Raw genomic sequence first — 26,591 nt, 5'->3', positions numbered from 1 at the left:
CGGCTTTAGCCGCGAAGAGGCCAGTTCAGACCGTACAAATTCAGAAGGGGGCAGGGCACTCGAACTTCATCCGCTCGCCGGAAACCGGGTGGGTAAAGCTCAGCATCGACGCATGCAGGCACAGCCGCTCATGGGCTGCCAGCGCCTCGGGGTTGGCATACAGGCGGTCGCCCAGCAGCGGATGGCCGATCGACAGCATGTGCACACGCAGTTGGTGCGAGCGCCCGGTGATCGGCGTCAGTTCTACCCGGCAATGGTCGCCACAGCGCTCGATGATGCGCCAGAATGTCAACGCGTGCTTGCCCAGTTCGTGGTCCACCACATGCCGTGGTTTGGTCGGCGGGTCGTAGCGCAGCGGCAGGTCGACGCTGCCGCTGTCCAGTACCGGCTGGCCCCAGCAAAGCGCGGTGTAGGCCTTTTCGGTTTCACGGTCGTGGAACTGGCGCGACAGCTCGCGGTGGCTGTCAGCATCGCGGGCCAGCAGGATGATGCCGGAAGTTTCCCAGTCCAGGCGGTGCACGATCAGCGCATCGGGATAGCCGTTTTCCTGCAGGCGGGTGATCAGGCAGTCCTTGTTGTCGTCGGCACGGCCCGGTACCGACAGCAGCAGGGTCGGTTTGTTGATCACCAGGATGGCGGCGTCTTCGTGCAGGATCTGGATGTTGGACAGCGGCATTGCTTGGTCTCGGTCAAATCGGGGAAAACCAGAGGGGCCGCCTTGCGGCCCATTCGCGGCACAAGGCCGCTCCTACAGGGGCAATGCATAACGCCTGCAGGAGCGGCCTTGTGCCGCGAACGGGCTGCAAAACAGCCCCAGCTTTCAGCCAGATCAGCGATCGGGCAAGGTAATGTTCAGCTCCAGAATCGAGCAGCTGCCCTGGTTTTCCAGTTCGATATGCACGTCATCGTTGCCGATGTTCACATACTTGCGGATCACCTCCAGCAGTTCTTTCTGCAGCGCTGGCAGGTAGTCCGGCTCACTGCGTTGGCCGCGCTCGTGCGCCACGATGATCTGTAGACGCTCTTTCGCTACCGACGCGCTGGTCTGTTTCTGTCTGCCACGAAAGAAGTCAAAAAGGTTCATGGTTTACTTGCCTCCAAACAGGCGCGCGAAGAATCCTTGCTTCGGCACTTCGATGAACCGCAGTGGCTTCTCTTTGCCCAGCAGACGGTCGACGGTATCGCTATAGGCCTGGCCGGCATCGCTCTGGTCGTCGAGAATGACCGGGATACCCTGGTTGGAAGCCTTCAGCACGGCCTGGGATTCCGGGATCACGCCCTTGAGCTTGATCGCCAGGATCTCTTCGACGTCGGCGATGCTCAGCATCTCGCCTTTTTCCACGCGCTCCGGGTGGTAGCGTGTGATCAGCAGGTGTTCCTTGATCGGCTCTTCGCCATTCTCGGAGCGGCGCGACTTGCTCGACAGGATGCCCAGCATGCGGTCGGAGTCGCGTACCGAGGACACCTCGGGGTTGGTCACCACGATGGCTTCGTCGGCGAAGTACATGGCCAGGTGCGCGCCTTTCTCGATACCGGCCGGCGAGTCGCAGATGACGAACTCGAAGTCTTTCTTCAGTTCCATCAGGACCTTTTCCACGCCTTCCTGGGTCAGCGCGTCCTTGTCACGGGTCTGGCTGGCGGCCAGCACGTACAGGTTTTCCAGGCGCTTGTCCTTGATCAGGGCCTGTTGCAGGTTGGCTTCGCCATTGACCACGTTGACGAAGTCGTACACCACGCGGCGTTCGCAGCCCATGATCAGGTCGAGGTTACGCAGGCCCACGTCGAAGTCGACGATGACTGTCTTGTGGCCACGCAGTGCGAGGCCGGTGCCGATGGCGGCGCTGGTGGTGGTCTTGCCCACACCCCCCTTGCCGGAAGTAACGACGAGAATCTTGGCCAAGGTGTTTCACCCCTAAATAAGGCGGGACAGTTGTCCCTGCAAAATGCAAAAAATGGCAACAGATGAAAAAGTTGCTCTAAAAATGACGGCAAGTATCCGTTAAAGACGGGTGATGTTCAACACGTCACCGGACAGGCTGACTTGCACGCCCGAACCCCAAAGCGGGTCGCGGCGCAGGTCTTCGCAAACCTTGTACTGGCCGGCGATGGAGACCATTTCGGCGGTCATCTGCTGACAGAAGATTCGCGCCTTGGTATTGCCCTTGATGCCGGCCAGGGCGCGGCCGCGCATGGCGCCGTACACATGGATGTTGCCATCGGCCAGAAGTTCCGCCCCCGGGCTGACCGAAGCGGTCACCACCAGGTCGCCACCCTGGGCGTAGATCTGCTGGCCGCCACGCACCGGCGCGGTGATGATGCGGGTCGGGCGCACCTCGGGCTCGAGGATCGGCGGCGGCACCGGGGCCGGCTCGGGCTTCTTCACCTCGGGCTCGGGCTCCAGCGGCCGTTCGCGGGCACCCGACGGCGGCAGCACCGGCAGGTCGATGGCAATGGCAGCGGCAATGTCCTCGATACGGTTGGCGCGGATGGCCAAGGTGCGCAGGCCGTGGTGACGGCAGATCCGCATCAAGCCGGGCAGGTCGATGGCGCCCACGTCGGCCGGCAGCTTGTCCAGCGCCAGCACCAGCGGTGTGTTGCTGAAGAAGTTCGGTGCCTGTGCGACTTTGGCCGCCAGCTGGCGGTCAAGGGCCTCGAGGTCATTGCGCGCCAGTTCCAGCACGGTGATGGCAAGCATGCTGCCCTTGAGCTGGAACGCGGAGGCGGAGTCGGGTGTGTGGTTTGGGCTCATGGTCTGCATAGACGGCTTGTTGCGAAAAAAGTGCCCTGACTTATAACGATAAGACCGGTTGCCCGCAACATGCGCTGATCCGTTGTAGAATGCGCGGCCTTTGTCTTTCCGGAAGCTTCAATGGAACGTCCGCGTTTTCGTCCCTATTTCCTTCATCCACGTTTCTGGGGCCTGTGGCTGGGCCTGGGCCTGCTGTGGCTGGTGGTCCAGCTGCCGTACCGGGTCCTGTTGAAGGTCGGTGCCGCGCTGGGGGCGGTGATGTACCGCTTTGCCGGTGAACGGCGGCGCATTGCCGCGCGCAACCTGGAGCTGTGCTTCCCGGAGCTGTCGGTCGACGAGCGGCAGCGTCTGCTCAAGGCCAACTTCGCCTCCACCGGCATCGCCTTCTTCGAAATGGCCATGAGCTGGTGGTGGCCGAAGGCGCGGCTGGCGCGCCTCGCCCATGTCGAGGGGCTGGAGCACCTGCAGGCCGCGCAGCAGGCGGGGCAGGGCGCCATTCTCATGGCGGTGCACTTCACCACCCTGGAAATCGGTGCCGCGCTGCTGGGCCAGCAGCACACCATCGACGGCATGTACCGCGAGCATGGCAACCCGTTGTTCGATTACATCCAGCGCAGCGGCCGCGAGCGGCATAACCTCGATTCGCTGGCCGTAGAACGCGAAGATGTGCGCGGCATGCTCAAGTTGCTGCGTTCGGGCCGGGCGATATGGTACGCACCGGACCAGGACTACGGCGCCAAGCAGAGTATCTTCGTGCCGTTGTTTGGCATTCCGGCTGCAACAGTGACTGCCACTACCAAATTCGCCCGGCTGGGCAAGGCGCAGGTAATCCCGTTCACCCAGAAGCGCCTGGAGGATGGCAGCGGCTATCGTCTGGTGATACACCCGCCGTTGGCGGACTTCCCCGGTGCCAGCGAAGAAGCCGACTGCCTGCGTATCAACCAGTGGGTCGAGTGCGTGTTGCGCGAATGCCCCGAGCAGTACCTGTGGGCGCATCGGCGCTTCAAGTCGCGACCCGAAGGGGCGCCGCGGCTCTATGACAAGAAGAAGCGCTGATTTTGCGCCAGGCCCACTCTCTTCGCCGCCCCCCCCGCGAAGAGGCCGGGCCTGAAAACAGCTGATTCAGGAAGGACCCTATGGCCCCACCACCGGTAACCGGTCTCATCCTTTCTGGCGGCGGCGCCCGTGCCGCCTATCAGGTCGGTGTGCTGGCCGGCATCGCCGAGCTGTTGCCCACGGAGGCGCCCAACCCGTTCCCGGTTATCGTCGGCACCTCGGCCGGGGCCATCAACGCCGTGACCCTGGCCAGTGGCGCCACGCACTTCCAGGACACCGTGCAGAAGCTTACGGCGTTCTGGCAGAACTTCCGCAGCCACCTGGTCATCCGCAGCGACTGGCCGGGCGTGGTCCGTCAGGCCAGTCGCTTCGTTGGCCACAACCTGCTGGGCGTGGGCGGCCCAGCGCCGGTGGCGTTGCTCGACAGCAGCCCATTGCGCAGCCTGCTGCAGGCGCATCTGAACCTGGACGGGATCGCCCATTCCCTGGCTGCCGAACAATTGCGGGCCGTCGCGGTGACGGCGTTCGGCTATGAGTCCGGCCAGGCAGTCACCTTCTACCAGGGCCGCGGTACCATCGAGGCCTGGTTGCGCCACCGCCGTATCGGCATGCCCACGGCGTTGACCATCGACCACCTGCTGGCCAGCGCCGCCATCCCGCTGCTGTTCGCCCCGGTGCAGCTTGGTGATGAGTATTACGGTGACGGCGCGGTACGCCAGTCGGCGCCGATCAGCCCGGCCCTGCACCTGGGCGCCAGCCGCGTCCTGGTGGTCGGGGTCAGTGGCAACCCGCAGCGGCCAGCGCCGCCGTTGCCGACCCAGCGTGTGTTCAGTGGGCAGCAGCCGAGCCTGGCGCAGATCGGCGGGCACATGCTCAACAGCACATTCATTGACAGCCTGGAAGACGACATCGAACTGCTGCAGCGCCTCAACCACCTGAGCCGCCTGTTGCCGGCGCACCTCGATGCCCGGCGCCTGGGGCTGGCGCCCATCGACGTGCTGGTGGTCGCTCCCAGCCAGCCGCTGGACGAGATCGCCGCACGCCACCGGCGCGAGTTGCCGGCGGCGTTGCGCCTGTTCCTGCGCGGGCCGGGGGCTACGCGGACGAGTGGCGCAGGGGTGTTGAGCTACCTGCTGTTCGAGGCCAGCTATTGCACTGAGCTGATCGAACTGGGGCGCAGGGATGCCTTGGCCAAGAAGCGCGAGCTGTGCCAGTTCCTCGGCATCTGATGCTGACTGAACGGATGTTATTCGGCTATCTGCAGCTTGCGCGCCTGGGTATACACATAGCGGACCTTTTCATACTCGAATGGGGAGTTCAGCTGGCCATAGCGGAAGTTGGTGGTATAGCGCTTGTCCACCACGCGCAGGGCAAAGATTTCCGGATGGTCGCTGCTGGCTTCGGCCACGTTCAGGTAGTTGACTGCCTGCTCGCCGGCGTAGTCCACCACCAGCCCGGTGGTGTCGCGCAGGTTCGACGGGCCCAGCACCGGCAGCATGAGGTAGGGGCCGTCCGGCACCCCATAGAAGCCCAGGGTCTGGCCAAAGTCCTCGCTCTGGCGCGGCAGGCCCATCCTGGTCGCCGGATCCCATAGCCCACCTACACCAATGATGGTGTTGAACATCAGCCGCGCGGTGATCTCCGCCGAGCGCTTGGCCTTGAGCTGCAACACGCTGTTGAACAGGTTCGGCACATCGCCCAGGTTGTTGAAGAAGTTGCTCACGCCAGTGCGCACGAAGCGCGGCGTGACGTACTGGTAACCGCTGACCAGCGGCAGCAGCACCCATTGGTCGAGGCGGTAGTTGAAGTGGTAGATACGGCGGTTGATCGACTCCAGCGGGTCGTACACGTTCAGCGCTTCCAGGGTCGAACGTTCGAATTCGCGCTGGTCCAGCCCCGGGTTGAATTTCAACTCGCGCAACGGGTCGAGGAAGCCGTCGGACTCCGGCGTCAGCGGCGCGGTGGTGACCTGCGGGTCGGCCTCGATCACGCTGGCACGCGGGGCGGTTTCGGCAGCCAGCGCATGGCCGGCGGCGAACAGGGCAGTGGCGAAGAGGAGTTTGTTAACCACGGAAGAACTCCAGCATGGCGTCACTGTTGACGCGGTAATTGAGGTTGCCGCAATGGCCGCCGTGGGGGTAAAGGGTCAGGCGGTCGCCGAATACCTTGCGCAGGAAACCAATGTCGCCCGGGCCGAGGATGACGTCGTCGGCGTTGTGCATCACGGCGATCTTGTCGCTGCCGCGCAGGTAGTCTTCCAAGGCATACAGGCTGACCTGGTTGACCAGCTGGAGGATGCTGTTGCCATCGGTGCGGGCGCGCCACATGGGGATGACCTGCTCGGTCATGTAGCAGTCGAAGTCGCACTGCAGGGCGCGCTTGAAGAACGGCGTGAGGCTGCTGCCCTCGGTGATCGGGAACTTCGGCGGAATGATCAGGCCGCGGCGGTTGATCAGGTCCGAGGTGAAGGCGATGTCGGCTGCGGAGAAGCGGAACGACGTACCGATCAGCATGGCCATCTGTTCGTTGGACAGGTGCTGGCGCGACTGCTGGAAGTCGTAAAGCAGGGCTTCATTGAGGTCGATGTAGCCCTTTTCTTGAAAGTAGCGGGTCAGCTTGGCCAGCATCAACTCGTAGAACGTGGTACTGCGGTCGATGCCCTTGACCTGGGTTTGCACCAGCTTGTCGAGGTTGTTGATCGAGGTGTACAGGTTGACCGGCGGGTTCAACAGCAGCACGCGCTTGAAATTGAAGCTGCGGCGGGTTTCGTCCAGGTGGCTGACAAATGCCGCATCCAGTGCACCCAGGCTGTAGCCGGTAAGGTAGAAGTCACTGACCGGCAGGCGCGGGTGCTGGGCACGCACCGCCTGCATCACCCGGTACAGGTCTTCGGCATCTTCCTGGCTGACGCCGGGGGTGGCGAAGCGTGAGGCAGCGCTCATGAAGTCGTAGCTGGTAGGTGACGACAGCTGCACCACATGGAAGCCGGCCTGGTAGAACAGCTTCTTCAGGTATTCGTTGATGCTGCTGCTGTAGGGAGCGCCCGTGCCGGCGATGATGAAGATCAACGGAGCCTGGCGGTCCTGACGGGCCAGGCGGTACTTGAGCTTTTTCACGGCCCAGAAGTTGTCGGGCAGGCTGAACTCACGCTCCGGGCGCAAGTTGAGGCTGTAGTCGGACTGGTTGATTTCGTCATCACCGGGCAGGGTGGGGCGCTGGTCCGGCGGCGTTGTGGCGATGGTGGCCTCGAACGGGTTGGTCAAGGGGTAGCCATAGCTCGCGGCGTCGATATCTCGCGCCGAAGCGGCCACAGCCATGAGCAGGCCGCCGAGCAAGGCAGCGAGGCGCAAAGATCGAAGCATGTAATCCCCCAAAAGAACGCAAGGTCGAGCAGTGTGCAGGCTAGGACCACAGCGGGCCGGGCAAAGTTGCCAAGCGTGGTGGCCTTTTGTGTACTTGTTATCTGCAACATAGCTGCAGGGTGGTGATTTTGCCTTACAACCAGGCATCAGCGATCATGGATGCTTTCGATTACCACTATTGGAGAACGGGATGTCTCGATCGCTGCCGGCTGCCGTGCTGGTGCTGTGCCTGGGGCTGTGGCTCGCGGCCAGCTATGGCGTGCGCTACGGGCTGATGGAGGATGGCCGGTGGGTGGAGCTGTGCGCGTTGCCGGCCGCTTACTGGCAATGTGAAGTGCGGTCGTTGCTGGGGCTGGGCATTCACTACCAGGTAATGGCCTGGAGCGGTTTGGGGCTGGCGCTGCTGGCGCAGGTCATCGGCGGCCGTCGTGGCTGGTGGCTGGCACTGCTGGGGCTGGTCTTCGCGGTGCCGGCGCTGGTGCTGTATACCGCCAGCATTGCAACGTTTGCGCTGGTACTGGCGGGGTTGCGGTTGGTGCGAGACGCTGGGGCTACACGGCCCCTGTAGGAGCGGCCTTGCGAGTAATGCGCAAGCTCCGCCACAACGCTGCCGTCATCAGTAGACTGACCAGCGCCCACAGCCAGGCCTGCTGGTTCTCCAGCCCTTCCACGAACAACTGCGGCGCCACCCCGGCACCCACGATGAACGCCAGCAACGCCACTTCCGCACGCCGCGCCGGTACCGGCCATAGCGCGAACACCAGCGCCGGCAAGGCCAGCGCTGCGCTGGGGAAGCTGCGATAGCGTGGATCGAACACCATTGCCAGCTGGCTCACCGCGGCGGCAAAGCCAGCTGCCAGCAACAGCCAGCCCGCGCGTGCCTGCAGCCAGGCGCACAGCCGCTCGCGCCAGCCCGCACGCCGTGCCAGCGCCAGCATGACATGGGCCATTACCAGCAGGTTCAGCCCCGCCAGCAACAGCGCCCACAGCCATTCCCCGGCAAACCGTGCATGGGTGCGCATCAGCTCGCCCCAAAGCCCCAGGCAAGCTGCGCCCAATGCCGCCAGTAGCGGTAGCAGCAGGGCTGCGCTCGGGGTGGCGGGGCGCCCGGCGAACATCAGCATGACTGCCGCCAGCAAGGCGCTGGCCAGCCACCACTGCGGCCACTGCGGCAAGTTGCTCACCGGCCCTTCGAGCACGCCCTTGTCCTGCCGCTCGGCATCGTAAAGCCCCCAGTAGCCGCCGACCGCCCCCTCGTTGGCGCGTTTCCAGGGCTGGTCGAACGCCTCGATCAGGTTGTAGGACCAACCATTGCTCTGCGCCATGGCGACGAAGCCGCGAATGAAACGCGCCTCGTTGACCCGGCTCGGCACCGCCGTCTCGCGCTGACGGCCTTCGCTGGGCCAGCCGGTTTCACCGATGACGATGTCCTTGGGCGCGAAGCGCGTGCCGAACAGCCGACGCACATCGGCGACGTGGGCCAGGGCCTGATCGATGCCGCGCGGGTCATCTTCCCAGTACGGCAGCAGGTGGATGGTCAGGAAGTCCACTGCCGGCGCCACTTGCGGGTGCTGCAGCCAGAACTCCCAGACATCGGCGTAGGTCACCGGTACCTGCACCTGGCTTTTCACCCGGACGATCAGTCTGGCCAGCTGGGCGCCGGTTACCTCTTTGCGCAGCAGCGTCTCGTTGCCGACGATCACCGCGCTGACCACGTCGGGGTTGGCGTTGGCGGCGGCGATCAGCAGCTCGATTTCCTTCTCGGTGTCGGCCGGGTGGGCGTTGACCCAGGCGCCCAGCATCACCTTCAGCCCATGTTTGCGGGCCAGTGCCGGAATTGCCTCAAGACCGGTCTGGGAATAGGTGCGGATGCACTGGAATCGCTCGGCGAGCAACGCCAGGTCGGCGTCCATGCGTGCCGGGCGCAGGCGGAACGGGCGGTCGTAGGGCGACTGATCCTTGTCGAACGGTGTGTACGAGGCGCATTGCAGCTTGTGCGTCGGGCTGGCGGCGTCGGGCAGTTGCACCGGCTTGCCGAGCCCGTACCAGAGCCCTCCCAGCGCGGCCAGGGCAAGCAGGCAGGCAAGCAGGTACAACGGCAGCAGGTGGGCAGAACGGGGCATCGGGCGGTCCATCGTCAGGCGCAAAAGGGTAGATAGTAGCCCGGCGCCAAACCTTTGGCATGCAAGGATCGCGCAGTTCGGCGCTGGGTGATGGCGCTAATGGCATAGTGCTGTCGCATATGGGGCAGGTACAGGTCGCAGTTGGAGCAGGTCGCCTTGTGTTGCAGGAAGATGATGCAATCTCCTAGACCTGACGAGGGGATGCTTTGATGGCTGCTTTGAGAAAAATGCGACGTTTCCTGGGTGTGGGCACCGCCCTGGTGATGGCCATGAGCGCTGCACAGGCAATGGCAAAAGAAGTAAGCATTGGTTACGTGGATGGTTGGGCCGACAGCGTGGCAACCACCAACGTGGCCGCCGAAGTGATCAAGCAGAAGCTCGGCTATGACGTGAAGCTGCAGGCTGTGGCCACCGGGATCATGTGGCAGGGCGTGGCCACCGGCAAGCTTGATGCCATGTTGTCGGCCTGGTTGCCGGTGACCCATGGTGAATACTGGGCCAAGAACAAGGACAACGTGGTCGATTACGGCCCGAACTTCAAGGACGCCAAGATCGGCCTGATCGTCCCCGAGTACGTCAAGGCGGTGAGCATCGCCGACCTCAAGACCGACGACACCTTCAAGCAGAAGATCGTCGGCATCGACGCCGGCTCCGGCGTGATGCTGAAAACCGAGCAGGCCATCAAGGACTACGACCTGACCGGCTACAAGCTGCAGGCCAGCTCCGGTGCGGCGATGACGGCAGAACTGGGCCGTGCCTATAACAAGCAGCAGTCGATCGCGGTGACCGGCTGGGTACCGCACTGGATGTTCGCCAAGTGGAAGCTGAAGTTCCTCGAAGACCCCAAAGGCGTGTATGGCGCTGCTGAAACCGTGAACAGCATCGGCAGCAAGGAGCTGGCGTCCAAGGCGCCGGAAGTGGCGGAGTTCCTGAAGAAGTTCAGCTGGCAATCGAAGGACGAGATCGGTGAGGTGATGCTGGCGATCCAGGAAGGGGCCAAGCCTGAAGCGGCGGCCAAGGACTGGGTGGCCAAGCACCCTGATCGGGTGAAGGAGTGGACCGGCAAGTAAATGCCGGAATCCCGGGGCCGCATAGCGGCCCCGTTTTTTTTTACCGATTTGGTAAAACACCGTTTCATCTAAGACTAAGGTCGTCTGGTTGGCGTCCGACAGCCGCATAAAGTAGGGGTCGTGGGTTCCGCCCCCTATCTGTGCTGCTAGGACAAAAACAATGAACGACAGCATTTACCTCTCGATACAAAACAGTCCCCGTTTCAAGGAGCTGGTCACCAAGCGCGAACGGTTCGCCTGGATTCTCTCGGCGATCATGCTCGGCCTGTACTGCGCCTTCATCCTCCTGATCGCCTACGGTCCGCAGATCCTGGGCACCAAGCTCAGCCCGGACTCCTCGATTACCTGGGGCATTCCCCTGGGCGTCGGCCTGATCGTCTCGGCATTCGTGCTCACCGCCATCTACGTGCGCCGCGCCAATGGCGAGTTCGATGAGCTGAACAAGGCCATCCTGAAGGAGGCGCAACAATGATTCGACATGCCAAAACCATGGCCGTACTGGCCTGCGGCGCCTTCGCACCCGCCGTGTGGGCCGCCGATGCCCTGACCGGCGAGGTGCAGAAACAACCACTGAACGTGTCCGCCATTGCCATGTTCGTGGCCTTCGTCGCCTTTACCCTCGGCATTACCTACTGGGCTTCCAAGCGTAACAAGTCGGCTTCCGACTACTACGCCGCAGGCGGCAAGATCACAGGTTTCCAGAATGGCCTGGCAATTGCCGGTGACTACATGTCGGCGGCCTCGTTCCTGGGCATTTCCGCGCTGGTGTTCACTTCGGGCTACGATGGCCTGATCTACTCGATCGGCTTCCTGGTCGGCTGGCCGATCATCCTCTTCCTGATCGCCGAACGCCTGCGCAACCTGGGCAAGTACACCTTTGCCGACGTGGCCTCGTACCGCCTCGGGCAGAAGGAGATCCGCACCCTGTCGGCCTCCGGTTCGCTGGTCGTGGTAGCGTTCTACCTGATCGCGCAGATGGTCGGTGCCGGCAAGCTGATCGAGCTGCTGTTCGGCCTGGACTACCACGTAGCGGTGGTCCTGGTCGGTATCCTGATGTGCCTGTACGTACTGTTCGGCGGCATGCTGGCCACCACCTGGGTACAGATCATCAAGGCGGTGATGCTGCTGTCCGGGGCCAGCTTCATGGCGTTGATGGTGATGAAGCACGTGGGCTTCGACTTCAACACGCTGTTCTCCGAAGCGATCAAGGTGCACGCCAAGGGCGAAGCGATCATGAGCCCGGGTGGCCTGGTCAAGGACCCGATCTCGGCCTTCTCGCTGGGCCTGGCACTGATGTTCGGTACCGCCGGCCTGCCGCATATCCTGATGCGCTTCTTCACCGTCGGTGACGCCAAGGAAGCGCGCAAGAGCGTGCTGTATGCCACCGGTTTCATCGGCTACTTCTACATCCTGACCTTCATCATCGGCTTTGGCGCCATCCTGCTGGTCAGCACCAACCCGGACTTCAAGGATGCCGCCGGCGCCCTGCTGGGTGGCAACAACATGGCAGCGGTGCACCTGGCCAATGCCGTGGGTGGCAGCGTGTTCCTCGGCTTCATCTCGGCAGTGGCTTTCGCCACCATCCTGGCGGTGGTCGCCGGCCTCACCCTCGCCGGTGCCTCGGCGGTATCCCACGACCTGTACGCCAGCGTATGGCGCAAGGGCAAGGCCAACGACAAGGACGAGATCCGCGTGTCGAAGATCACCACTGTCGCCCTGGGCGTGCTGGCGATCGGCCTGGGCATCCTGTTCGAGAAGCAGAACATCGCCTTCATGGTCGGCCTGGCATTCTCCATCGCCGCCAGCTGCAACTTCCCGGTACTGCTGCTCTCGATGTACTGGAAGAAGCTGACCACCCGTGGCGCCATGATCGGCGGCTGGCTGGGCCTGGTCAGTGCGGTCACGCTGATGATCCTCGGCCCGACCATCTGGGTACAGATCCTCGGCCACGAGAAGCCGATCTACCCATACGAGTATCCGGCGTTGTTCTCGATGCTGATCGCCTTCGTGGGTATCTGGTTCTTCTCGATCACCGACAAGTCCAAGGCTGCTGAAGACGAGCGTGCGCTGTTCTTCCCGCAGTTCGTGCGTTCGCAGACCGGCCTGGGGGCATCGGGCGCTGTATCGCACTGATCTTCACGGCAATGAAAAAACCGCGCTTCGGCGCGGTTTTTTCATGTCTGCGGCGCTAGATCATGCCTAGCAACAACAACACCAGCAGGATCACCAGCACCACGCCGATGATGCCGGACGGGCCATAGCCCCAGCTGCGCGAGTGCGGGAAGACCGGTAAGCCACCAATCAGCAGGAGAATCAGGATGATGATCAGAATCGTGGTCATGACGGAGTCCTTGCGTGGTTGAGGGTCAAGGGCCTCGGACTGCTGGCCTCTTGTAGATTGGGACCTGTGCCGCTTGTGAAAGATTCCATTGCTGTGCCGGCGACGCAGGCAGCATGCCAGCCCATTCACTACCCTGATGAACCCTGCCGTTACCCAGTGCCTTGTTTAGACTGCATTCACCCTTCATCGAAACAAGGCCAGCCACCATGCAAAACCGCATCATGATCACCGGCGCCGGGTCCGGCCTCGGTCGCGAGATCGCCCTGCGCTGGGCGCGAGAGGGCTGGCGCCTGGCGCTGGCCGACGTCAACGAAGCCGGCCTGCGCGACACCCTGGAAAGGGTGCGGGAAGAGGGTGGCGACGGCTTCGTCCAGCGCTGCGACGTACGCGACTACAGCCAGCTCACCGCCCTGGCGCAGGCCTGCAGCGAGCAGTTCGGCGGCGTCGATGTGATCGTCAACAACGCCGGTGTCGCCGCAGGCGGGTTCTTCGCCGAATTGTCGCTGGAAGACTGGGACTGGCAACTCGCGATCAACCTGATGGGGGTGGTCAAGGGCTGCAAGGCGTTCCTGCCACTGCTCGAGCGCAGCAAGGGGCGCATCATCAACATTGCCTCGATGGCGGCGTTGATGCAGGGCCCGGGCATGAGCAACTACAACGTGGCCAAGGCCGGCGTGCTGGCCTTGTCGGAGAGCCTGCTGGTGGAGCTGCGCCAGCTCGAGGTAGCGGTGCATGTGGTGTGTCCGTCGTTCTTCCAGACCAACCTGCTGGATTCGTTCCGCGGGCCGAACCCGGCGATGAAGGCGCAGGTGGGCAAACTGCTGGAAGGCTCGCCGATCAATGCAGCGGAAATCGCCGACTACATCCACCGGCAGGTTGCCGCCGGCGAGTTCCTGATCCTGCCCCACGAAGCCGGGCGTCAGGCCTGGCAACTGAAACGCCAGGCGCCAGAGCGGCTGTATGACGAGATGGCCGACATGGCAATGAAGATGCGTGCCAAGGCCCATTCACGTTGATTGGTCTGTAAGAAAAATTACTTCGATATGTGGGGTGCTTCTGAATCGCTGCGGAACTGTTGAGTAGCCAGATGCCAGCAAGGCAGGCTCCGGTTTTCCCTTTCGCTAGAGGACAGGAGCATGTTGGTAATAGGACGCGAAGTGGGGGAGGTCATCGTGATCGGCGATGACATTCGACTCATGGTGGTGGAAACGCGCGACGGGGTGGTGCGCTTTGGCGTGGATGCACCGCGCGAGGTGCCGGTGCATCGGGCCGAGGTGTACAAGCGCATCAAGGAGGCCAAGCAAGGCAAAGCCTGATGCTGCTTCCTGCCTCTGCGCGGTTTTGCCTGCGAAGCAGCCAGGCCGGCTAGTCGAGCAACTCGCGCGGCACGTCATGCCTGGCCAGCAACTGGCACTGCTGGCTTTCCGGGTCGAACAGGATGTACGCCTGGCCCTTGGCCAAGGCCTGGCGCACCCGCAGCACACGGGTTTCCAGCGGGGTATCGTCGCCGTTGTCGGTGCCGTCGCGGGTGACGAAGTCTTCGATCAGGCGGGTCAGGGTTTCGGCTTGCAGTTGGTCGTAAGGGATCAGCATGGTGGGCGTTGCCTAGGGTGTCGGTAGTGGCATGCTACGCGAAACATCCGGCCTTCGGGGCTGCAAAGCAGCCCCAGGGCCCTCAACCCTTGTGACCGACCAGGCTATCCACCGCGGGTACCCGAGTCTCGCTCTCCATCTGCGCATCATGTTCCAGCTGGTGGCTGAAGCGCTCCAGGGAGGTATTGGCCGGCTGCGAATCGCTGGCGAATACCGGCGGGCTCAACAGGTACGCCGACAGCAACCGGCTCAGCGCCGCCAGGCTATCGATGTGGGTGCGTTCGTAGCCATGAGTGGCGTCACAACCGAACGCCACCAGTGCGGTGCGGATATCGTGGCCTGCCGTGACCGCCGAATGAGCATCACTGAAATAGTAGCGGAACAGGTCGCGGCGCACCGGCAGGTCGTGGTCGCCAGCCAGTTTCAGCAGGTGTCGCGACAGGTGATAGTCGTAAGGCCCCGACGAGTCCTGCATGGCCACGCTCACCGCATGTTCGCTGGAAGCCTGGCCGGGCGCCACCGGGGCAATGTCGATACCGACGAATTCGCTGACATCCCAGGGCAAGGCACCGGCGGCGCCTGAACCGGTCTCCTCGGTAATGGTGAACAATGGATGGCAGTCGATCAGTGGCTGACGGCCGCTTTCCACCACTGCCTTCAGTGCCGCCAACAGTGCCGCCACGCCGGCCTTGTCATCCAGGTGGCGGGCGCTGATGTGGCCGCTATCGGTGAATTCGGGCAACGGGTCGAAGGCGACGAAGTCACCGATGCTCACACCCAGCGCCTCGCAATCGGCGCGGGTGGCGCAGTAGGCGTCCAGGCGCACTTCGACATGCTCCCAGCTGATCGGCATCTGGTCGATGGCGGTGTTGAAGGCATGGCCGCTGGCCATCAGTGGCAGCACGCTGCCACGGAACACGCCGGTGTCGGTGAACACGCTGACCCGGCTGCCCTCGGCGAAGCGGCTGGACCAGCAGCCCACCGGCGCCAGGGCCAGGCGGCCATTGTCGAGCAATTGCCGGACGCTGGCGCCGATGGTGTCCAGGTGGGCGGAAACTGCGCGGTCCGGCGAGCTTTGCCGGCCCTTGAGCGTGGCACGGATGGTGCCGCGGCGGGTCAACTCGAAAGGGATACCCAGTTCCTCCAGGCGTTCGGCCACGTAGCGCACGATGGTGTCGGTGAAACCGGTGGGGCTGGGGATGGCGAGCATCTCCAGCAGGACGCGTTTGAGGTAGTCGAGATCGGGTTCGGGATGTCGGTCGGACATGGTCGGACTCCTTTACTGCTGTGCCGGCCTCTTCGCGGCTTTATCCGCGAAGAGGCCGGCACTGGTTCACGCCAAAGGCCGGCTATGCGGAAACAGCAGGTCGATGAAACGCTCGGCGGTCGGCTGCGGCTCGTGGTTGGCCAACCCGGCACGCTCGTTGGCTTCGATGATCACGTACTCCGGCTGCCCGGCATCCCGCACCATGAAGTCCAGCCCCACTACCGGGATCTCCAGCGCCCGTGCCGCCCGTACGGCGGCCTCGGCCAGCGCCGGGTGCAGGCGTTCGGTCACGTCTTCCAGGGTGCCGCCGGTGTGCAGGTTGGCGGTGCGCCGTACATTCAGATGCTGCCCTGGAGGCAGCACATCGTCGTAGCCATGGCCTGCTGCGCCCAGGGTGCGTTCGGTCTCTTCATCAAGCGGAATCTTGCTTTCGCCGCCGGTGGCCGCCTGGCGGCGGCGGCTCTGCGCCTCGATCAGCTGGCGAATGCTGTGCTTGCCGTCACCCACCACCTGCGCCGGGTGGCGAATGGCGGCGGCTACCACTTCATAACCGATGACCACGATGCGCAGGTCATGCCCGGCATGGAAGCTTTCCAGCAATACCCGGCTGTCGTACTGGCGCGCATGCTCGACGGCACGGGTGATGTCCTCGATCGTGGTGAGGTTGACCGCGACACCTTGGCCCTGCTCGCCATCGACCGGTTTGACCACCACCGCTGCGTGCTCGTCGAGAAATGCCAGGTTGTCGTCGGCGTTGCCGGCCAGTTGCTGTGCCGGCACCTTGAGCCCGGCGTTATGCAGGGCCTGGCGGGTCAGGCGCTTGTCCTGGCACAGGGTCATGGTGACGGCGCTGGTCAGGTCGCTCAGCGATTCCCGGCAGCGAATGCGGCGCCCGCCCAGGCTGAGGGTGAACAGCCCGGCAGCGGCGTCATCTACCTGTACCTCGATACCCCGGCGCAAGGCCTCGTCGACGATGATGCGCGCATAAGGGTTGAGGTCCGCCTGCGGTCCAGGGCCGAGAAACAACTGCTCGTTGATGCCGTTCTTGCGCTTGACCGCGAAGGTCGGCAGGTTGCGAAACCCCAGCTTCTGGTACAGGCGCTTGGCCTGGCGGTTGTCGTGCAGCACCGACAGGTCCAGGTAGGCCAGGCCGCGGCTCATGAAGTGCTCGATCAGGTGGCGTACCAGCACTTCGCCGACGCCAGGGCGGGTGCAGTGCGGGTCCACCGCCAGGCACCACAGGCTGCTGCCGTGCTCGGGGTCGTCGAATGCCTTGGCGTGGTTCAGGCCCATGACGCTACCGATGACCGTGCCGCTGTCTTCGTCCTCGGCCAGCCAGTAAACGGGGCCACCCTGGTCAAGAGGGGTGAGCAGCTCGGGGACGACCGGCAACATGCCGCGCGCCTGGTACAGGGTGTTGATGGCCTGCCAGTCGCCGGGGTTCTGCGCCCGGCGCACGCGGAAGCCGCGGAACACCCGCTGCGCCGGGCGGTAATCGGTGAACCACAGGCGCAGGGTGTCGGACGGGTCGAGGAACAGCTGCTGTGGCGCATGGGCCAGCACCTGCTGGGGTGCGGCCACGTACAGCGCGATGTCGCGTTCGCCGGGGCACTCGCCGAGCAGGTCTTCGGCCAGCCGGGCCGGGTCGGCGTAGGTGTGGCCGATCAGCAGCCGGCCCCAACCACAATGTACGGCGCGCGGCTGGTCGTGCGGTTGGCTGCCATCGCCGGCCAGGCGCGCCTGCAGGCGCTCGTAGGAAGGCGCCTGGCCGCGCAACAGACGCTGGCCGTAAGCAGTTTCGTGGGCTTTCATCGGTCAGAGTCCTTGTTCGGTCAGCCACAGGTTCAGTGCCGCCAGTTGCCACAGCTTGGAGCCGCGCAGCGGGGTCAACTGGCCATGCGGGTTGCTCAGCAGGCGGTCTAGCATGGCCGGGTTGAACAGCCCCCGGTCCTGGCTGGGGTCGGTCAGCAGTTCACGTACCCAGCCGAGGGTGGCGCCTTCCAGGTGCTTCAGGCCTGGTACCGGGAAGTAGCCCTTCTTGCGGTCGATCACTTCATGCGGGATCACCCGCCGCGCAGCCTGCTTGAGTACCTGCTTGCCACCGTCGGGCAACTTGAAGCGCGCGGGAATGCGCGCCGACAGCTCCACCAGGCGGTAGTCGAGGAACGGCGTGCGCGCCTCCAGGCCCCAGGCCATGGTCATGTTGTCCACCCGTTTGACTGGGTCTTCCACCAGCATCACCGTGCTGTCCAGGCGCAGGGCCTTGTCCACTGCATCGGCGGCGCCGGGGCGGGCAAAGTGCTCGCGGACGAAGTCGCCTGCCGCATCGGTTTCCAGCAGCCAGGAAGCTTGCACGGTCTCGCGGTATTCGGCGTGGCTGCGGTCGAAGAAGGCCGCACGGTAGGCGCTGAAGGCATCTTCGGCGCCGTCCACCTGCGGGTACCAGTGGTAGCCGGCGAACAGTTCATCGGCGCCCTGGCCGCTTTGCACGCCCTTGCAATGTTTCGCCACTTCCCGCGACAGCAGGTAGAAGGCGATGCAGTCGTGGCTGACCATCGGTTCGCTCATGGCGCGAAACGCCGCCGGCAGTTGCTCGATGATTTCGTGCTCGGCAATGCGCAACTGGTGGTGACGGGTGCCGTAGTGCCGGGCGATCAGGTCGGAGTACTGGAACTCGTCGCCGCGCTCGCCGCCGGCGTCCTCGAAACCGATGGAAAAGGTGGACAGGTCGTCCACGCCTGCTTCGCGTAGCAGGCCGACCAGCAAGCTGGAATCGACCCCGCCGGAAAGCAACACGCCCACATCCACGGCGGCACGTTGGCGAATGGCCACGGCCTCGCGCGTAGCGTCGAGCACGCGGGTGGTCCAGCCTTCGAGGTCCAGCTCGCGTTCATCTACCGTGGCGCCATAGTGCAGCTGCCACCAGGTCTGGCGTTCCACTTCGCCATGGCGGTCGATGCGCATCCAGGTGCCGGGTTCGAGCTTCTGTACATTGGCCAGCAGGGTGCGTGGCGCCGGCACCACCGCGTGGAAGTTCAGGTAATGGTTGAGTGCCACCGGGTCGAGCACCGGGTCGATGTCACCGCCCTTGAGCAACGCCGGCAGGGTCGAGGCGAAACGCAGGCGCTCGCCATTGCGCGACAGGTACAAGGGCTTGACGCCCAGGCGGTCGCGGGCGAGGAACAAGCGCTGGTTATCGCGCTCCCAGATGGCCAGGGCGAACATGCCGTTGAGCTTTGGCAGCAAGGCGGCGCCCCAGGCGTGGTAGCCCTTGAGCAGCACCTCGGTGTCGCCGTCGGACCAGAAGGTGTAGCCCAGCGCCTGCAGTTCCTGGCGCAGTTCGGGGAAGTTGTAGATGGCGCCGTTGAACGCCAGCGACAGGCCGAGGGTGTTGTCGACCATCGGCTGCGCCGAACCGTCGGACAGGTCCATGATTTTCAGGCGCCGGTGGCCCAGTGCAATCGGACCCTGGCTATGGAAGCCCCAGGCATCCGGGCCGCGCGGCGCCAGGTGATGGGTAATGCGCTCTACCGCAGCCAGGTCGGCTGGGCGAGGGGCTTGGTCGATGGGGGTAAAACGCAACTCTCCTGCTAATCCGCACATAGGTCCTTACCGGTTTTTCCGTTGGGGAGGGAGTGCCCCGGATTAGGGCACCTGAAGGAACTGACCTGTGCGGTTTGTGAGAGTTTTAGATCGATCTGTTATATAGCACTGCGTCCCTTGTGAGCGCTGGCTTGCCGGCGATGGGCTGGGCAGCAGCCCCGGTCCGTTCATTTGCCTCGAATCAACCTGCGCAAGGCAAACCGGTTCGGATGACAAGCCTCGGCCACTGTCCGCGGCACCGGCAGCGGCTCGCCGCATACCCAGGCGGCTACCAGCTCGCCACTCAGCGGTGCGGTAATCAAGCCCCGCGAGCCATGCCCGCTGTTCACATACAGGCCGTCCAGCCACGGGCACGCCACCTCTGGCACTTGCCGCGCATCGCGGCCCAGTACCGCATAGGCTTCGCTGAACGCCAGGGCATCGGCCATCGGGCCGACGATCGGCAGGTAGTCGGGGCTGGTGCAGCGGAACGCCGCGCGCCCATGCAACCGTGCCGGGTCCAGCCCGGCGGTACCCAGGCGCTGGGCCAGGTCGGGGGATATTTCATCCAGCAACGCCAGGTTGCCTTGGTGCTCGGCCACCGTTGGTGCCAGGTCTTCACTATGAAAGTCGAAGCTCGCGCCCAGGGTATGTTCATCGTCGCGCGGTGGCGCCACATAGCCCTGCGCGCAGACCACGGTGCGCAGCGCGCGGCTACCGGCAGTCGCCGGCAAGCGGGTGACTTGCCCGCGGATGCGCTTGAGCGGCAGCTGTGCGCACGGCTCGAAGCGCCGTACTTCGGCGGCCCCGGCGAGAACCACCACGGGGGCGCTGGCCAGCAACCGTTCGCCGGCCCAGGCTTGCCATAGCTCACCGACCTTGCGCAGGTCGAGCACCGTCTGGTGTGTCACCAGGCGAATGCCAGGGTGCTGCAACTGCTGCTGACACAGTGCCGGCGGGTGGACCCAGCCACCCTCGGGATAGAACAGCCCACCGGCCGGCAACGCCACACCAGCCATGGCTTCGGCCTCATCACGCTGGAGTGGGTGCAAAAGGTCAGGGGCGAAGGCCGCAGCCAGTTTGCCCTGGCGCTCGGCTTCCTTGCTGTCGAAGGCCAGTTGCAGCACGCCACAGGCATCCCAGTCGCGGCCTCGCTGCAGGCGCTCCAGCTGGCGCCGGGTGTAGCCGAAACCGGACAAGATCATCTGCGACAGTGCCGTGCCATGGGCAGACAGCTTCAGGTAGAGCACCCCTTGCGGGTTGCCCGACGCTTCCCGTGCCGGCCCGTCGTGGCGTTCCAGCACGGTCACCTGCCAGCCGCGCCGGGCCAGGCTGGCGGCGCTGCAGCTGCCAGCCAGCCCGGCACCGATGACCAGCGCCTCGCGTGGCCCCGCTGCGGCCTCCGGCCGGGCATACCAGGGTGGGCTGGCGCTGGGCGCAGCGCCGACATAGGCGCCGTTCATCACTTCCCACTTCTTGCCGATGCCCGGCACTTTTTTCATCGCAAAGCCGGCGTCGACCAGGCTGCGGCGTACCCAGCCGGTGGTGGTGAACGTGCCCAGCACGGTGCCGGGGTGCGACAGCCGCGCCAGCTGTGCGAACAGCGCCGGCGTCCACATGTCGGGGTTCTTGGCCGGGGCGAAGCCGTCGAGAAACCACACGTCGACCTGCGCATCCAGTTGTGGCAACTGCTCCAGCACGTCACCAATCAACAGGGTGAGGGTGACCCGCCCGTTGGCAAAGGTGAACTGCTGGTAACCTGGGTGCAGCGCCACGTACTGCGCCAGCAGGGGTTCGCTGTAGGCCGCCAGCTCCGGCCACAGGCGCATAGCCCGGGCCAGGTCGTCGCGGCCGAGCGGGTACTTCTCGACGCTGACGAAATGCAGGCGGGCCTCGGCGCCAGCCTGTTGCTCGAACAGCTGCCAGGCGCAATAGAAGTTCATGCCGGTGCCAAAGCCGGTTTCACCTATCACCAGGCAAGCGTGCGGGGCGAGGGCGGCGAAACGTTCTGCCAGGCGGGTTTGCCCGAGGAACACATGACGGGTTTCCTCGATGCCTTCATTGACTGCGAAATAGACGTCGTCATATTGCCGCGAGTGGGGGCGGCCCTGGGCGTCCCAGTCGATCTGGGCCTGCTGGAGAAGCGTGGACATGGTTGGCTCGGTTGCAGCGGATGGGCGGATTTTAAGCTATCCGGGCGGTTTGCGCAGGCTGTGCCGAGCACTTCGCGGGCACAAATGAAATCCGCTAGTCTTGCTTATCCATTGAAGGAGCCAATGCATGTTCGAATCTGCCGAAATCGGCCACAGCATCGACAAGGAGACTTACGACGCCGAGGTACCCGCTTTGCGCGAGGCCCTGCTCGAAGCCCAGTACGAACTCAAGCAGCAGGCGCGCTTCCCGGTGATCGTGCTGATCAACGGCATCGAAGGCGCCGGCAAGGGCGAAACAGTCAAGCTGCTCAACGAATGGATGGACCCGCGGCTGATCGATGTGCTCACCTTCGACCAGCAAACCGATGAGGAGCTGGCCCGGCCACCGGCCTGGCGCTACTGGCGGGCGCTGCCACCGAAGGGGCGGATGGGCGTGTTCTTCGGTAACTGGTACAGCCAGATGCTTCAGGGGCGGGTACATGGCTTGTTCAAGGACGCGGTGCTGGACCAGGCCATCGCCGGCGCCGAGCGCCTCGAGGAAATGCTCTGCGACGAGGGGGCGCTGATCATCAAGTTCTGGTTCCACTTGTCCAGGAAGCAGATGAAGGCTCGCCTCAAGGCGCTGAAGGACGACCCTTTGCACAGCTGGCGCATCAGCCCGCTGGACTGGCAGCAGTCGCAAACCTACGACCGCTTCGTGCGCTTCGGCGAGCGCGTGCTACGGCGCACCAGCCGCGATTATGCACCCTGGCACATCATCGAAGGCGTCGACCCGAACTACCGCAGCCTGGCGGTGGGGCGCATTCTCCTGGAAAGCCTGCAGGCGGCGCTGGCCAGTGAACCCAAGGCCAAGCACCGCGGCAACGTCGCCCCGCTGGGCCGCAGCATCGACCAGCGCAGCCTGCTCGGCGCGCTGGACATGACCCTGCGCCTGGACAAGGCCGAGTATCAGGAGCAGCTGGTCACCGAGCAGGCGCGCCTGGCTGGCCTGCTGCGCGACAAGCGCATGCGCCGGCATGCCCTGGTGGCGGTGTTCGAAGGCAATGACGCTGCCGGCAAGGGCGGTGCCATTCGCCGCGTGGCGGCAGCGCTGGACCCGCGCCAGTATCGCATCGTGCCAATTGCCGCGCCGACCGAAGAAGAACGCGCGCAACCTTACCTGTGGCGGTTCTGGCGGCATATTCCGGCGCGTGGCAAGTTCACCATCTTCGACCGTTCCTGGTATGGCCGGGTGCTGGTGGAGCGGGTGGAAGGCTTCTGTAGCCCGGCCGACTGGATGCGCGCCTATAGCGAAATCAATGATTTCGAGGAACAGCTGGTCAATGCCGGCGTGGTGGTGGTCAAGTTCTGGCTGGCGATCGACCAGCAGACCCAACTGGCGCGCTTCGAAGAACGCGAACAGATCCCGTTCAAGCGCTACAAGATCACCGAGGATGACTGGCGCAATCGCGAAAAGTGGGACGGCTATGTCCAGGCAGTGGGTGACATGGTCGACCGGACCAGCACCGAGATCGCGCCGTGGACACTGGTGGAGGCCAACGACAAGCGCTGGGCGCGGGTGAAAGTGTTGCGCACCATCAACCAGGCACTCGAGGCGGCGTTTGCCAGGGATAAGAAATAAGCGACATTGTTGCTGCCGGTTCTGGCCTTGTCGCGGGCACGCCCCGCGAAGAGGGCAGAACCGGTACCACGCCTTCCAAAGCCATGCCACAGAAGAATGACCTGATGAATTCTTTTCTCGGCACTCGCGCCCGCCCCAGCCCTCCAAGCCTTTAGAATTCAACCACCCCCACCACGGGCTTGATCGAGGACTTTATGCACACCACTTCCGGCCGCTGGGGCTATGGCCTGTTCCTGGCACTTCTGACGGCGTTGCTCTGGGGCATTCTGCCGATCAAGCTGAAGCAGGTGCTGCAAGTGGTCGATCCGGTCACTGTCACCTGGTACCGTCTGCTGGTTTCCGGTGGGCTGCTGTTCGCCTGGCTGACGGCCCAGCGCCGCCTGCCGTCCATTCGCAAACTGACGCCCAGGCGCAAGGGGCTGGTGCTGGTGGCCGTGCTCGGCCTGATGGGCAACTATGTGCTGTACCTGATCGGCCTGAACCTGCTGAGCCCGGGCACCGCGCAACTGGTGGTGCAGCTTGGCCCGGTGCTGTTGCTGGTGGCCAGCGTGTTCGTGTTCCGCGAACGTTTCAGCCTGGGGCAGGGCATGGGCTTGCTGATCCTGCTGGCGGGGTTTGGTCTGTTCTTCAACCAGCGCCTTGAAGAGCTGCTGACTTCGCTGGGCACCTATACCACGGGCGTGCTGACCATCCTGCTGGCCACCACGATCTGGGTGTTCTACGCGCTGAGCCAGAAGCAGTTGCTGACCGTATGGAATTCCCAGCAAGTCATGATGGTGATCTACCTCGGTTGCGCCGCTTTGCTCACGCCCTGGGTACACCCGCTGCAGGCGTTGCAACTGAGCCCGGTGCAGGGCTGGTTGCTGCTGGCCTGCTGCCTGAACACCCTGGTGGCCTATGGCGCATTTGCCGAGGCGCTGGCGCACTGGGAAGCGTCGCGGGTGAGTGCCACGCTGGCACTGACACCGCTGGTCACCTTTGTCGCGGTAGCATTGGCGGCCTTGCTGTGGCCTGCCTATGTACACGCGGAGGACATCAACGCCCTGGGTTATGTCGGCGCGGTCACGGTGGTGCTGGGTTCGGCGCTGGTGGCGCTGGGGCCATCGCTGGTGGCTAGCTGGCGGGCCCGCAAATTCCGCAAAGTCGCGCGCTCGGTGTAGGAGCGGCCGTGGGTTGCGATGGGCTGCCCAAGGCGGCTCCTGCAAGGAGCGCGGTGTCTGGATGTCAGCCCTTTCCACCTGGGGCCAGCATGTTCTCCGGCCGCACCCACTGGTCGAATTGCTCATTGGTCAGGTACTTCAACTCCAGTGCCGCCTCGCGCAAGGTCTTGCCCTCGCCGTAAGCCTTCTTGGCAATTTCCGCTGCCTTGTCATAGCCGATATGCGGGTTCAGCGCCGTTACCAGCATCAACCCGCGCTCCAGGTGCGCGGCCATCTGCTCGGCATCCGGTTCGATACCCGCCACGCAATGCTGTTGGAAGTTACGGCAACCATCGGCCAGCAGTTCGATCGATTGCAGGAGGTTGTGGATGATCACCGGCTTGAACACGTTCAGCTGCAAATGGCCCTGGCTGGCGGCAAAGCCGATTGCCGCGTCGTTGCCCAGCACCTGGCAGGCCAGCATCGACAATGCCTCGCACTGGGTCGGGTTGACCTTGCCCGGCATGATCGAGCTGCCGGGTTCGTTGGCCGGCAGGCGTATCTCAGCCAACCCGGCGCGCGGCCCGGAACCCAGCAGGCGCAGGTCGTTGGCAATCTTCATCAGCGCCACAGCCAGGGTCTTCAGGGCGCCGGCCAGGCTGGTCAGCGGCTCATGCCCGGCAAGCGCGGCGAACTTGTTCGGCGCAGTGACGAACGGCAGGCCGGACAGCGCCGCCAGCTCGGCCGCGATGGCTTCGGCGAAACCATGCGGGGCGTTCAGCCCGGTACCCACGGCAGTGCCGCCCTGGGCCAGTTCACAGACCGCCGGCAAGCTGGCGCGGATGGCGCGCTGGGCGTAGTCGAGCTGGGCGACGAATGCGGACACTTCCTGGCCGAAAGTGATCGGCGTGGCGTCCATCATGTGCGTGCGGCCGGTCTTCACCAGCTGGTGGTGACGCGCCGACAACTCGGCCAGCCCCGAGGACAATTCGGCAATGGCCGGCAGCAGCTTGTCGTGTACCGCCTGCGCTGCAGCAATGTGCATGGCGGTGGGGAAGCAGTCGTTGGAACTCTGCGAGCGGTTGACGTGGTCGTTGGGGTGAACCGGTGCCTTGCCGCCACGGCCCTTGCCGGCCAGTTCGTTGGCCCGCCCGGCGATAACCTCGTTGACGTTCATGTTGCTCTGGGTACCGCTGCCGGTCTGCCACACCACCAGCGGGAACTGGTCGTCGTGCTGGCCAGCCAGCACCTCGTCGGCAGCCTGTTCGATCAGCCGGGCGATATCGGCCGGCAAGTCGCCATTGCGGTCGTTGACGCGTGCGGCGGCCTTCTTGATCAGCGCCAGGGCGTGCAGCACCGCGATGGGCATGCGTTCCTTGCCGATGGCGAAGTTGATCAGCGAACGCTGGGTCTGTGCCCCCCAGTAGGCGTCCTCAGGAACTTCGACCGGGCCCAGGCTGTCTGTCTCGATACGGCTCATTCTGTACGCACTCCTGTGTAGTTCGAAATCGCAGTTTAGGCCCTGATTCGACCGAGCGGTTCCGTCGCTCGTCGTGCCACTTGAGCACATCGCCACCACGGCGCAGAATGCTCTACTTTGAGGTACCTGCCTCTGTCTCTTCTGAAGGAAATGCAATGACCCGTCTCCGTGTCCTTTGTGCCGCCGTTGCCCTGGCTTGCGCCAGCGGCCAGGTACTCGCTGCCACCGCCAGCCACAACGCTGCTGCCGAGAAATTCCTGACCCTGGCCAACGCCGACAAGCTGGGCACCCCGGTGTACATGCAGGTCCAGCAGATGTTTGCCCAGCGTTTCGCCCAGACCAAGGCCCCGGCCGCCAAGCAGCCCGTACTGGAAAGCTACCAGGCCAAGGCCAACGCCGCCCTGGACAACGCCATTGGCTGGAACAAGCTGAAGCCGAAGATGGTCGACCTGTACACCCAGACCTTCACCGAGCAGGAGCTCAAGGACCTGGTCAAGTTCTACGAGTCGCCGCTGGGCAAGAAAGTCCTGCGTGAAATGCCCAAGGTCACCCAGCAGTCGGCCCAGCTGACCCAGCAGAGCCTGGAGCCTGCGGTACCGGTGGTGAACAAGTTGCTCGACGACATGACCAAGGAACTGGACCCGAACGCCGGCAAGGCCACCGCCCCGGCGAAGAAGTGAGTACGCCGCGATGACCATGCAGCAGCGCATCGAACAACAGCTGGCCGCCCTGGCGCCGCAACACCTGCAAGTGCTCAACGAAAGCCACATGCACAGTCGTGGTCAGGAGACCCACTACAAGGCAGTGATCGTCAGCGAGCAGTTTGCCGGGTTGAACAGCGTCAAGCGCCACCAGAAAGTCTACGCCACCATGGCTGAACTGATGGGCGAGATCCACGCCCTGGCCATCCATACCTACACAGCCGAGGAGTGGGCCAAGGTCGGCGTGGCACCGGCTTCGCCGGTGTGCGCGGGCGGCGGGCACTGAAACCATTCTGTTGTTCTGGTAGAATCTGCAGCACTCCGGAGGCCGCTTTGCGGCCCATTCGCGGCACA

The 26,591-nt window shown here is 64.1% G+C and carries 26 protein-coding genes; 12 read left to right on the top strand and 14 right to left on the bottom strand.

All coding sequences use genetic code 11. The features are described 5' to 3' along the window. Positions 1-40: 40 nt before the first annotated feature. The 4 genes from B4L76_RS21880 to minC all read right to left on the bottom strand — a co-directional run bounded on the left by B4L76_RS21880 (position 41) and on the right by minC (position 2,758). Positions 41-676 carry an RluA family pseudouridine synthase gene (locus B4L76_RS21880; protein ID WP_296235205.1) on the bottom strand — a complete coding sequence of 212 codons (636 nt, stop codon included), beginning with the start codon at positions 674-676 and terminating at the stop codon, positions 41-43. 153 nt (positions 677-829) lie between these two features. Continuing rightward, positions 830-1,084, bottom strand: a complete 255-nt coding sequence (gene minE / locus B4L76_RS21875; RefSeq protein ID WP_003252572.1) for a cell division topological specificity factor MinE — start codon at positions 1,082-1,084, stop codon at positions 830-832. 3 nt (positions 1,085-1,087) lie between these two features. Next, on the bottom strand, positions 1,088-1,900 hold the full coding sequence (minD, locus tag B4L76_RS21870; protein WP_019097102.1) for a septum site-determining protein MinD: 813 nt from the start codon (positions 1,898-1,900) through the stop codon (positions 1,088-1,090). A 99-nt stretch (positions 1,901-1,999) separates the two neighbouring features. Continuing rightward, on the bottom strand, positions 2,000-2,758 hold the full coding sequence (gene minC / locus B4L76_RS21865; protein ID WP_296235204.1) for a septum site-determining protein MinC: 759 nt from the start codon (positions 2,756-2,758) through the stop codon (positions 2,000-2,002). A 111-nt stretch (positions 2,759-2,869) separates the two neighbouring features. On the opposite strand from minC, the gene B4L76_RS21860 reads away from it, so the two are divergent. Then, positions 2,870-3,805 (top strand): lipid A biosynthesis lauroyl acyltransferase, encoded by a 936-nt coding sequence (locus B4L76_RS21860; RefSeq protein WP_296235203.1) that lies wholly within the window; start codon positions 2,870-2,872, stop codon positions 3,803-3,805. An 80-nt stretch (positions 3,806-3,885) separates the two neighbouring features. Continuing rightward, positions 3,886-5,034: a patatin-like phospholipase family protein gene (locus B4L76_RS21855; RefSeq protein WP_296235202.1), complete on the top strand. Its 1,149-nt coding sequence runs from the start codon at positions 3,886-3,888 to the stop codon at positions 5,032-5,034. 17 nt (positions 5,035-5,051) lie between these two features. Here the strand turns inward: B4L76_RS21855 and B4L76_RS21850 are convergent, their stop codons facing one another. Together B4L76_RS21850 and B4L76_RS21845 are read right to left on the bottom strand one after the other, a co-directional pair. Then, a complete protein-coding gene (locus B4L76_RS21850; RefSeq protein WP_296235201.1) occupies positions 5,052-5,876 on the bottom strand; it encodes an MlaA family lipoprotein in 825 nt (274 codons plus the stop codon). After that, complete coding sequence (locus B4L76_RS21845) at positions 5,869-7,167, bottom strand: serine/threonine protein kinase (RefSeq protein ID WP_296235200.1); 1,299 nt, start codon at positions 7,165-7,167, stop codon at positions 5,869-5,871. The genes B4L76_RS21850 and B4L76_RS21845 overlap by 8 nt, the downstream gene beginning before the upstream one ends. Before the next feature lie 190 nt (positions 7,168-7,357). Here B4L76_RS21845 and B4L76_RS21840 point away from each other — a divergent pair, with 190 nt between their 5' ends. Further along, positions 7,358-7,735, top strand: coding sequence for a hypothetical protein (locus tag B4L76_RS21840; protein WP_296235199.1), 378 nt, complete (start codon positions 7,358-7,360; stop codon positions 7,733-7,735). Here the strand turns inward: B4L76_RS21840 and B4L76_RS21835 are convergent. Next, positions 7,719-9,302, bottom strand: a complete 1,584-nt coding sequence (locus B4L76_RS21835) for a beta (1-6) glucans synthase (RefSeq protein WP_296235198.1) — start codon at positions 9,300-9,302, stop codon at positions 7,719-7,721. The genes B4L76_RS21840 and B4L76_RS21835 overlap by 17 nt on opposite strands. 197 nt (positions 9,303-9,499) lie before the next feature. Here B4L76_RS21835 and B4L76_RS21830 point away from each other — a divergent pair, with 197 nt between their 5' ends. From B4L76_RS21830 to B4L76_RS21820, 3 genes are all read left to right on the top strand, one after another. Next, a complete protein-coding gene (locus B4L76_RS21830; RefSeq protein ID WP_296235197.1) occupies positions 9,500-10,360 on the top strand; it encodes a glycine betaine ABC transporter substrate-binding protein in 861 nt (286 codons plus the stop codon). 160 nt (positions 10,361-10,520) lie between these two features. Continuing rightward, the gene (locus tag B4L76_RS21825; protein WP_170028782.1) at positions 10,521-10,832 is read left to right on the top strand and encodes a DUF485 domain-containing protein; all 312 of its coding nucleotides are present in this window, start codon (positions 10,521-10,523) and stop codon (positions 10,830-10,832) included. Further along, positions 10,829-12,493 carry a cation acetate symporter gene (locus B4L76_RS21820; protein ID WP_296235196.1) on the top strand — a complete coding sequence of 555 codons (1,665 nt, stop codon included), beginning with the start codon at positions 10,829-10,831 and terminating at the stop codon, positions 12,491-12,493. Before B4L76_RS21825 ends, B4L76_RS21820 begins: the two co-directional genes overlap by 4 nt. A 55-nt stretch (positions 12,494-12,548) precedes the next feature. On the opposite strand, the gene B4L76_RS21815 is transcribed toward B4L76_RS21820, so the two are convergent. After that, positions 12,549-12,701: a DUF3309 family protein gene (locus B4L76_RS21815; protein ID WP_003252624.1), complete on the bottom strand. Its 153-nt coding sequence runs from the start codon at positions 12,699-12,701 to the stop codon at positions 12,549-12,551. 206 nt (positions 12,702-12,907) lie between these two features. Between B4L76_RS21815 and B4L76_RS21810 the strand changes: the two genes are divergently transcribed. Both B4L76_RS21810 and csrA read left to right on the top strand, forming a co-directional pair. Then, positions 12,908-13,717 carry an SDR family oxidoreductase gene (locus B4L76_RS21810; RefSeq protein ID WP_296235195.1) on the top strand — a complete coding sequence of 270 codons (810 nt, stop codon included), beginning with the start codon at positions 12,908-12,910 and terminating at the stop codon, positions 13,715-13,717. A gap of 120 nt (positions 13,718-13,837) precedes the next feature. Beyond that, positions 13,838-14,017 (top strand): carbon storage regulator CsrA, encoded by a 180-nt coding sequence (gene csrA, locus B4L76_RS21805; protein ID WP_296235194.1) that lies wholly within the window; start codon positions 13,838-13,840, stop codon positions 14,015-14,017. 49 nt (positions 14,018-14,066) lie between these two features. On the opposite strand, the gene B4L76_RS21800 is transcribed toward csrA, so the two are convergent. From B4L76_RS21800 to mnmC, 5 genes are all read right to left on the bottom strand, one after another. Then, a complete protein-coding gene (locus tag B4L76_RS21800) occupies positions 14,067-14,294 on the bottom strand; it encodes a YheU family protein (RefSeq protein WP_296235193.1) in 228 nt (75 codons plus the stop codon). Positions 14,295-14,376: 82 nt separating this feature from the next. Then, complete coding sequence (locus tag B4L76_RS21795) at positions 14,377-15,561, bottom strand: osmoprotectant NAGGN system M42 family peptidase (RefSeq protein WP_296235192.1); 1,185 nt, start codon at positions 15,559-15,561, stop codon at positions 14,377-14,379. A 66-nt stretch (positions 15,562-15,627) separates the two neighbouring features. Next, positions 15,628-17,373: an N-acetylglutaminylglutamine synthetase gene (gene ngg, locus B4L76_RS21790; RefSeq protein ID WP_296235191.1), complete on the bottom strand. Its 1,746-nt coding sequence runs from the start codon at positions 17,371-17,373 to the stop codon at positions 15,628-15,630. 3 nt (positions 17,374-17,376) lie between these two features. After that, positions 17,377-19,164, bottom strand: coding sequence for an N-acetylglutaminylglutamine amidotransferase (locus tag B4L76_RS21785; protein ID WP_296235190.1), 1,788 nt, complete (start codon positions 19,162-19,164; stop codon positions 17,377-17,379). Positions 19,165-19,331: 167 nt separating this feature from the next. Beyond that, positions 19,332-21,296, bottom strand: coding sequence for a bifunctional tRNA (5-methylaminomethyl-2-thiouridine)(34)-methyltransferase MnmD/FAD-dependent 5-carboxymethylaminomethyl-2-thiouridine(34) oxidoreductase MnmC (mnmC, locus tag B4L76_RS21780; RefSeq protein ID WP_296235189.1), 1,965 nt, complete (start codon positions 21,294-21,296; stop codon positions 19,332-19,334). A gap of 127 nt (positions 21,297-21,423) precedes the next feature. Here mnmC and pap point away from each other — a divergent pair, with 127 nt between their 5' ends. Then, on the top strand, positions 21,424-22,917 hold the full coding sequence (gene pap, locus B4L76_RS21775; RefSeq protein WP_296235188.1) for a polyphosphate:AMP phosphotransferase: 1,494 nt from the start codon (positions 21,424-21,426) through the stop codon (positions 22,915-22,917). A gap of 194 nt (positions 22,918-23,111) precedes the next feature. Further along, entirely contained in the window at positions 23,112-24,077 is a 966-nt protein-coding gene (locus B4L76_RS21770) for a DMT family transporter (RefSeq protein ID WP_296235187.1), read from the top strand. A 64-nt stretch (positions 24,078-24,141) separates the two neighbouring features. Here the strand turns inward: B4L76_RS21770 and B4L76_RS21765 are convergent, their stop codons facing one another. Continuing rightward, positions 24,142-25,536 (bottom strand): class II fumarate hydratase, encoded by a 1,395-nt coding sequence (locus B4L76_RS21765; protein WP_296235186.1) that lies wholly within the window; start codon positions 25,534-25,536, stop codon positions 24,142-24,144. A 155-nt stretch (positions 25,537-25,691) separates the two neighbouring features. Here B4L76_RS21765 and B4L76_RS21760 point away from each other — a divergent pair, with 155 nt between their 5' ends. Together B4L76_RS21760 and B4L76_RS21755 are read left to right on the top strand one after the other, a co-directional pair. Then, positions 25,692-26,216, top strand: a complete 525-nt coding sequence (locus B4L76_RS21760) for a DUF2059 domain-containing protein (RefSeq protein ID WP_296235185.1) — start codon at positions 25,692-25,694, stop codon at positions 26,214-26,216. A gap of 10 nt (positions 26,217-26,226) precedes the next feature. Continuing rightward, complete coding sequence (locus tag B4L76_RS21755; RefSeq protein ID WP_225776761.1) at positions 26,227-26,523, top strand: BolA family protein; 297 nt, start codon at positions 26,227-26,229, stop codon at positions 26,521-26,523. Positions 26,524-26,591 lie beyond the last annotated feature (68 nt).

The organism is Pseudomonas sp. UBA4617, assembly GCF_002386445.1.
GTDB lineage: Bacteria > Pseudomonadota > Gammaproteobacteria > Pseudomonadales > Pseudomonadaceae > Aquipseudomonas.
The sequence above is the reverse complement of the archived record's forward strand: the minus strand, read 5'-3'. Positions and strand labels throughout refer to the sequence as shown.

Bases quoted from the DNA above. Each gene is read 5' to 3' on its own strand.
- B4L76_RS21880 (WP_296235205.1), bottom strand. From the start codon at position 676: ATGCCGCTGTCCAACATCCAGATCCTGCACGAAGACGCCGCCATCCTG.
- minE (WP_003252572.1), bottom strand. From the start codon at position 1,084: ATGAACCTTTTTGACTTCTTTCGTGGCAGACAGAAACAGACCAGCGCG.
- minC (WP_296235204.1), bottom strand. From the start codon at position 2,758: ATGCAGACCATGAGCCCAAACCACACACCCGACTCCGCCTCCGCGTTC.
- B4L76_RS21860 (WP_296235203.1), top strand. From the start codon at position 2,870: ATGGAACGTCCGCGTTTTCGTCCCTATTTCCTTCATCCACGTTTCTGG.
- B4L76_RS21855 (WP_296235202.1), top strand. From the start codon at position 3,886: ATGGCCCCACCACCGGTAACCGGTCTCATCCTTTCTGGCGGCGGCGCC.
- B4L76_RS21845 (WP_296235200.1), bottom strand. From the start codon at position 7,167: ATGCTTCGATCTTTGCGCCTCGCTGCCTTGCTCGGCGGCCTGCTCATG.
- B4L76_RS21840 (WP_296235199.1), top strand. From the start codon at position 7,358: ATGTCTCGATCGCTGCCGGCTGCCGTGCTGGTGCTGTGCCTGGGGCTG.
- B4L76_RS21835 (WP_296235198.1), bottom strand. From the start codon at position 9,302: ATGGACCGCCCGATGCCCCGTTCTGCCCACCTGCTGCCGTTGTACCTG.
- B4L76_RS21830 (WP_296235197.1), top strand. From the start codon at position 9,500: ATGGCTGCTTTGAGAAAAATGCGACGTTTCCTGGGTGTGGGCACCGCC.
- B4L76_RS21825 (WP_170028782.1), top strand. From the start codon at position 10,521: ATGAACGACAGCATTTACCTCTCGATACAAAACAGTCCCCGTTTCAAG.
- B4L76_RS21820 (WP_296235196.1), top strand. From the start codon at position 10,829: ATGATTCGACATGCCAAAACCATGGCCGTACTGGCCTGCGGCGCCTTC.
- B4L76_RS21815 (WP_003252624.1), bottom strand. From the start codon at position 12,701: ATGACCACGATTCTGATCATCATCCTGATTCTCCTGCTGATTGGTGGC.
- B4L76_RS21810 (WP_296235195.1), top strand. From the start codon at position 12,908: ATGCAAAACCGCATCATGATCACCGGCGCCGGGTCCGGCCTCGGTCGC.
- csrA (WP_296235194.1), top strand. From the start codon at position 13,838: ATGTTGGTAATAGGACGCGAAGTGGGGGAGGTCATCGTGATCGGCGAT.
- B4L76_RS21800 (WP_296235193.1), bottom strand. From the start codon at position 14,294: ATGCTGATCCCTTACGACCAACTGCAAGCCGAAACCCTGACCCGCCTG.
- B4L76_RS21795 (WP_296235192.1), bottom strand. From the start codon at position 15,561: ATGTCCGACCGACATCCCGAACCCGATCTCGACTACCTCAAACGCGTC.
- ngg (WP_296235191.1), bottom strand. From the start codon at position 17,373: ATGAAAGCCCACGAAACTGCTTACGGCCAGCGTCTGTTGCGCGGCCAG.
- B4L76_RS21785 (WP_296235190.1), bottom strand. From the start codon at position 19,164: ATGTGCGGATTAGCAGGAGAGTTGCGTTTTACCCCCATCGACCAAGCC.
- mnmC (WP_296235189.1), bottom strand. From the start codon at position 21,296: ATGTCCACGCTTCTCCAGCAGGCCCAGATCGACTGGGACGCCCAGGGC.
- pap (WP_296235188.1), top strand. From the start codon at position 21,424: ATGTTCGAATCTGCCGAAATCGGCCACAGCATCGACAAGGAGACTTAC.
- B4L76_RS21770 (WP_296235187.1), top strand. From the start codon at position 23,112: ATGCACACCACTTCCGGCCGCTGGGGCTATGGCCTGTTCCTGGCACTT.
- B4L76_RS21765 (WP_296235186.1), bottom strand. From the start codon at position 25,536: ATGAGCCGTATCGAGACAGACAGCCTGGGCCCGGTCGAAGTTCCTGAG.
- B4L76_RS21760 (WP_296235185.1), top strand. From the start codon at position 25,692: ATGACCCGTCTCCGTGTCCTTTGTGCCGCCGTTGCCCTGGCTTGCGCC.
- B4L76_RS21755 (WP_225776761.1), top strand. From the start codon at position 26,227: ATGACCATGCAGCAGCGCATCGAACAACAGCTGGCCGCCCTGGCGCCG.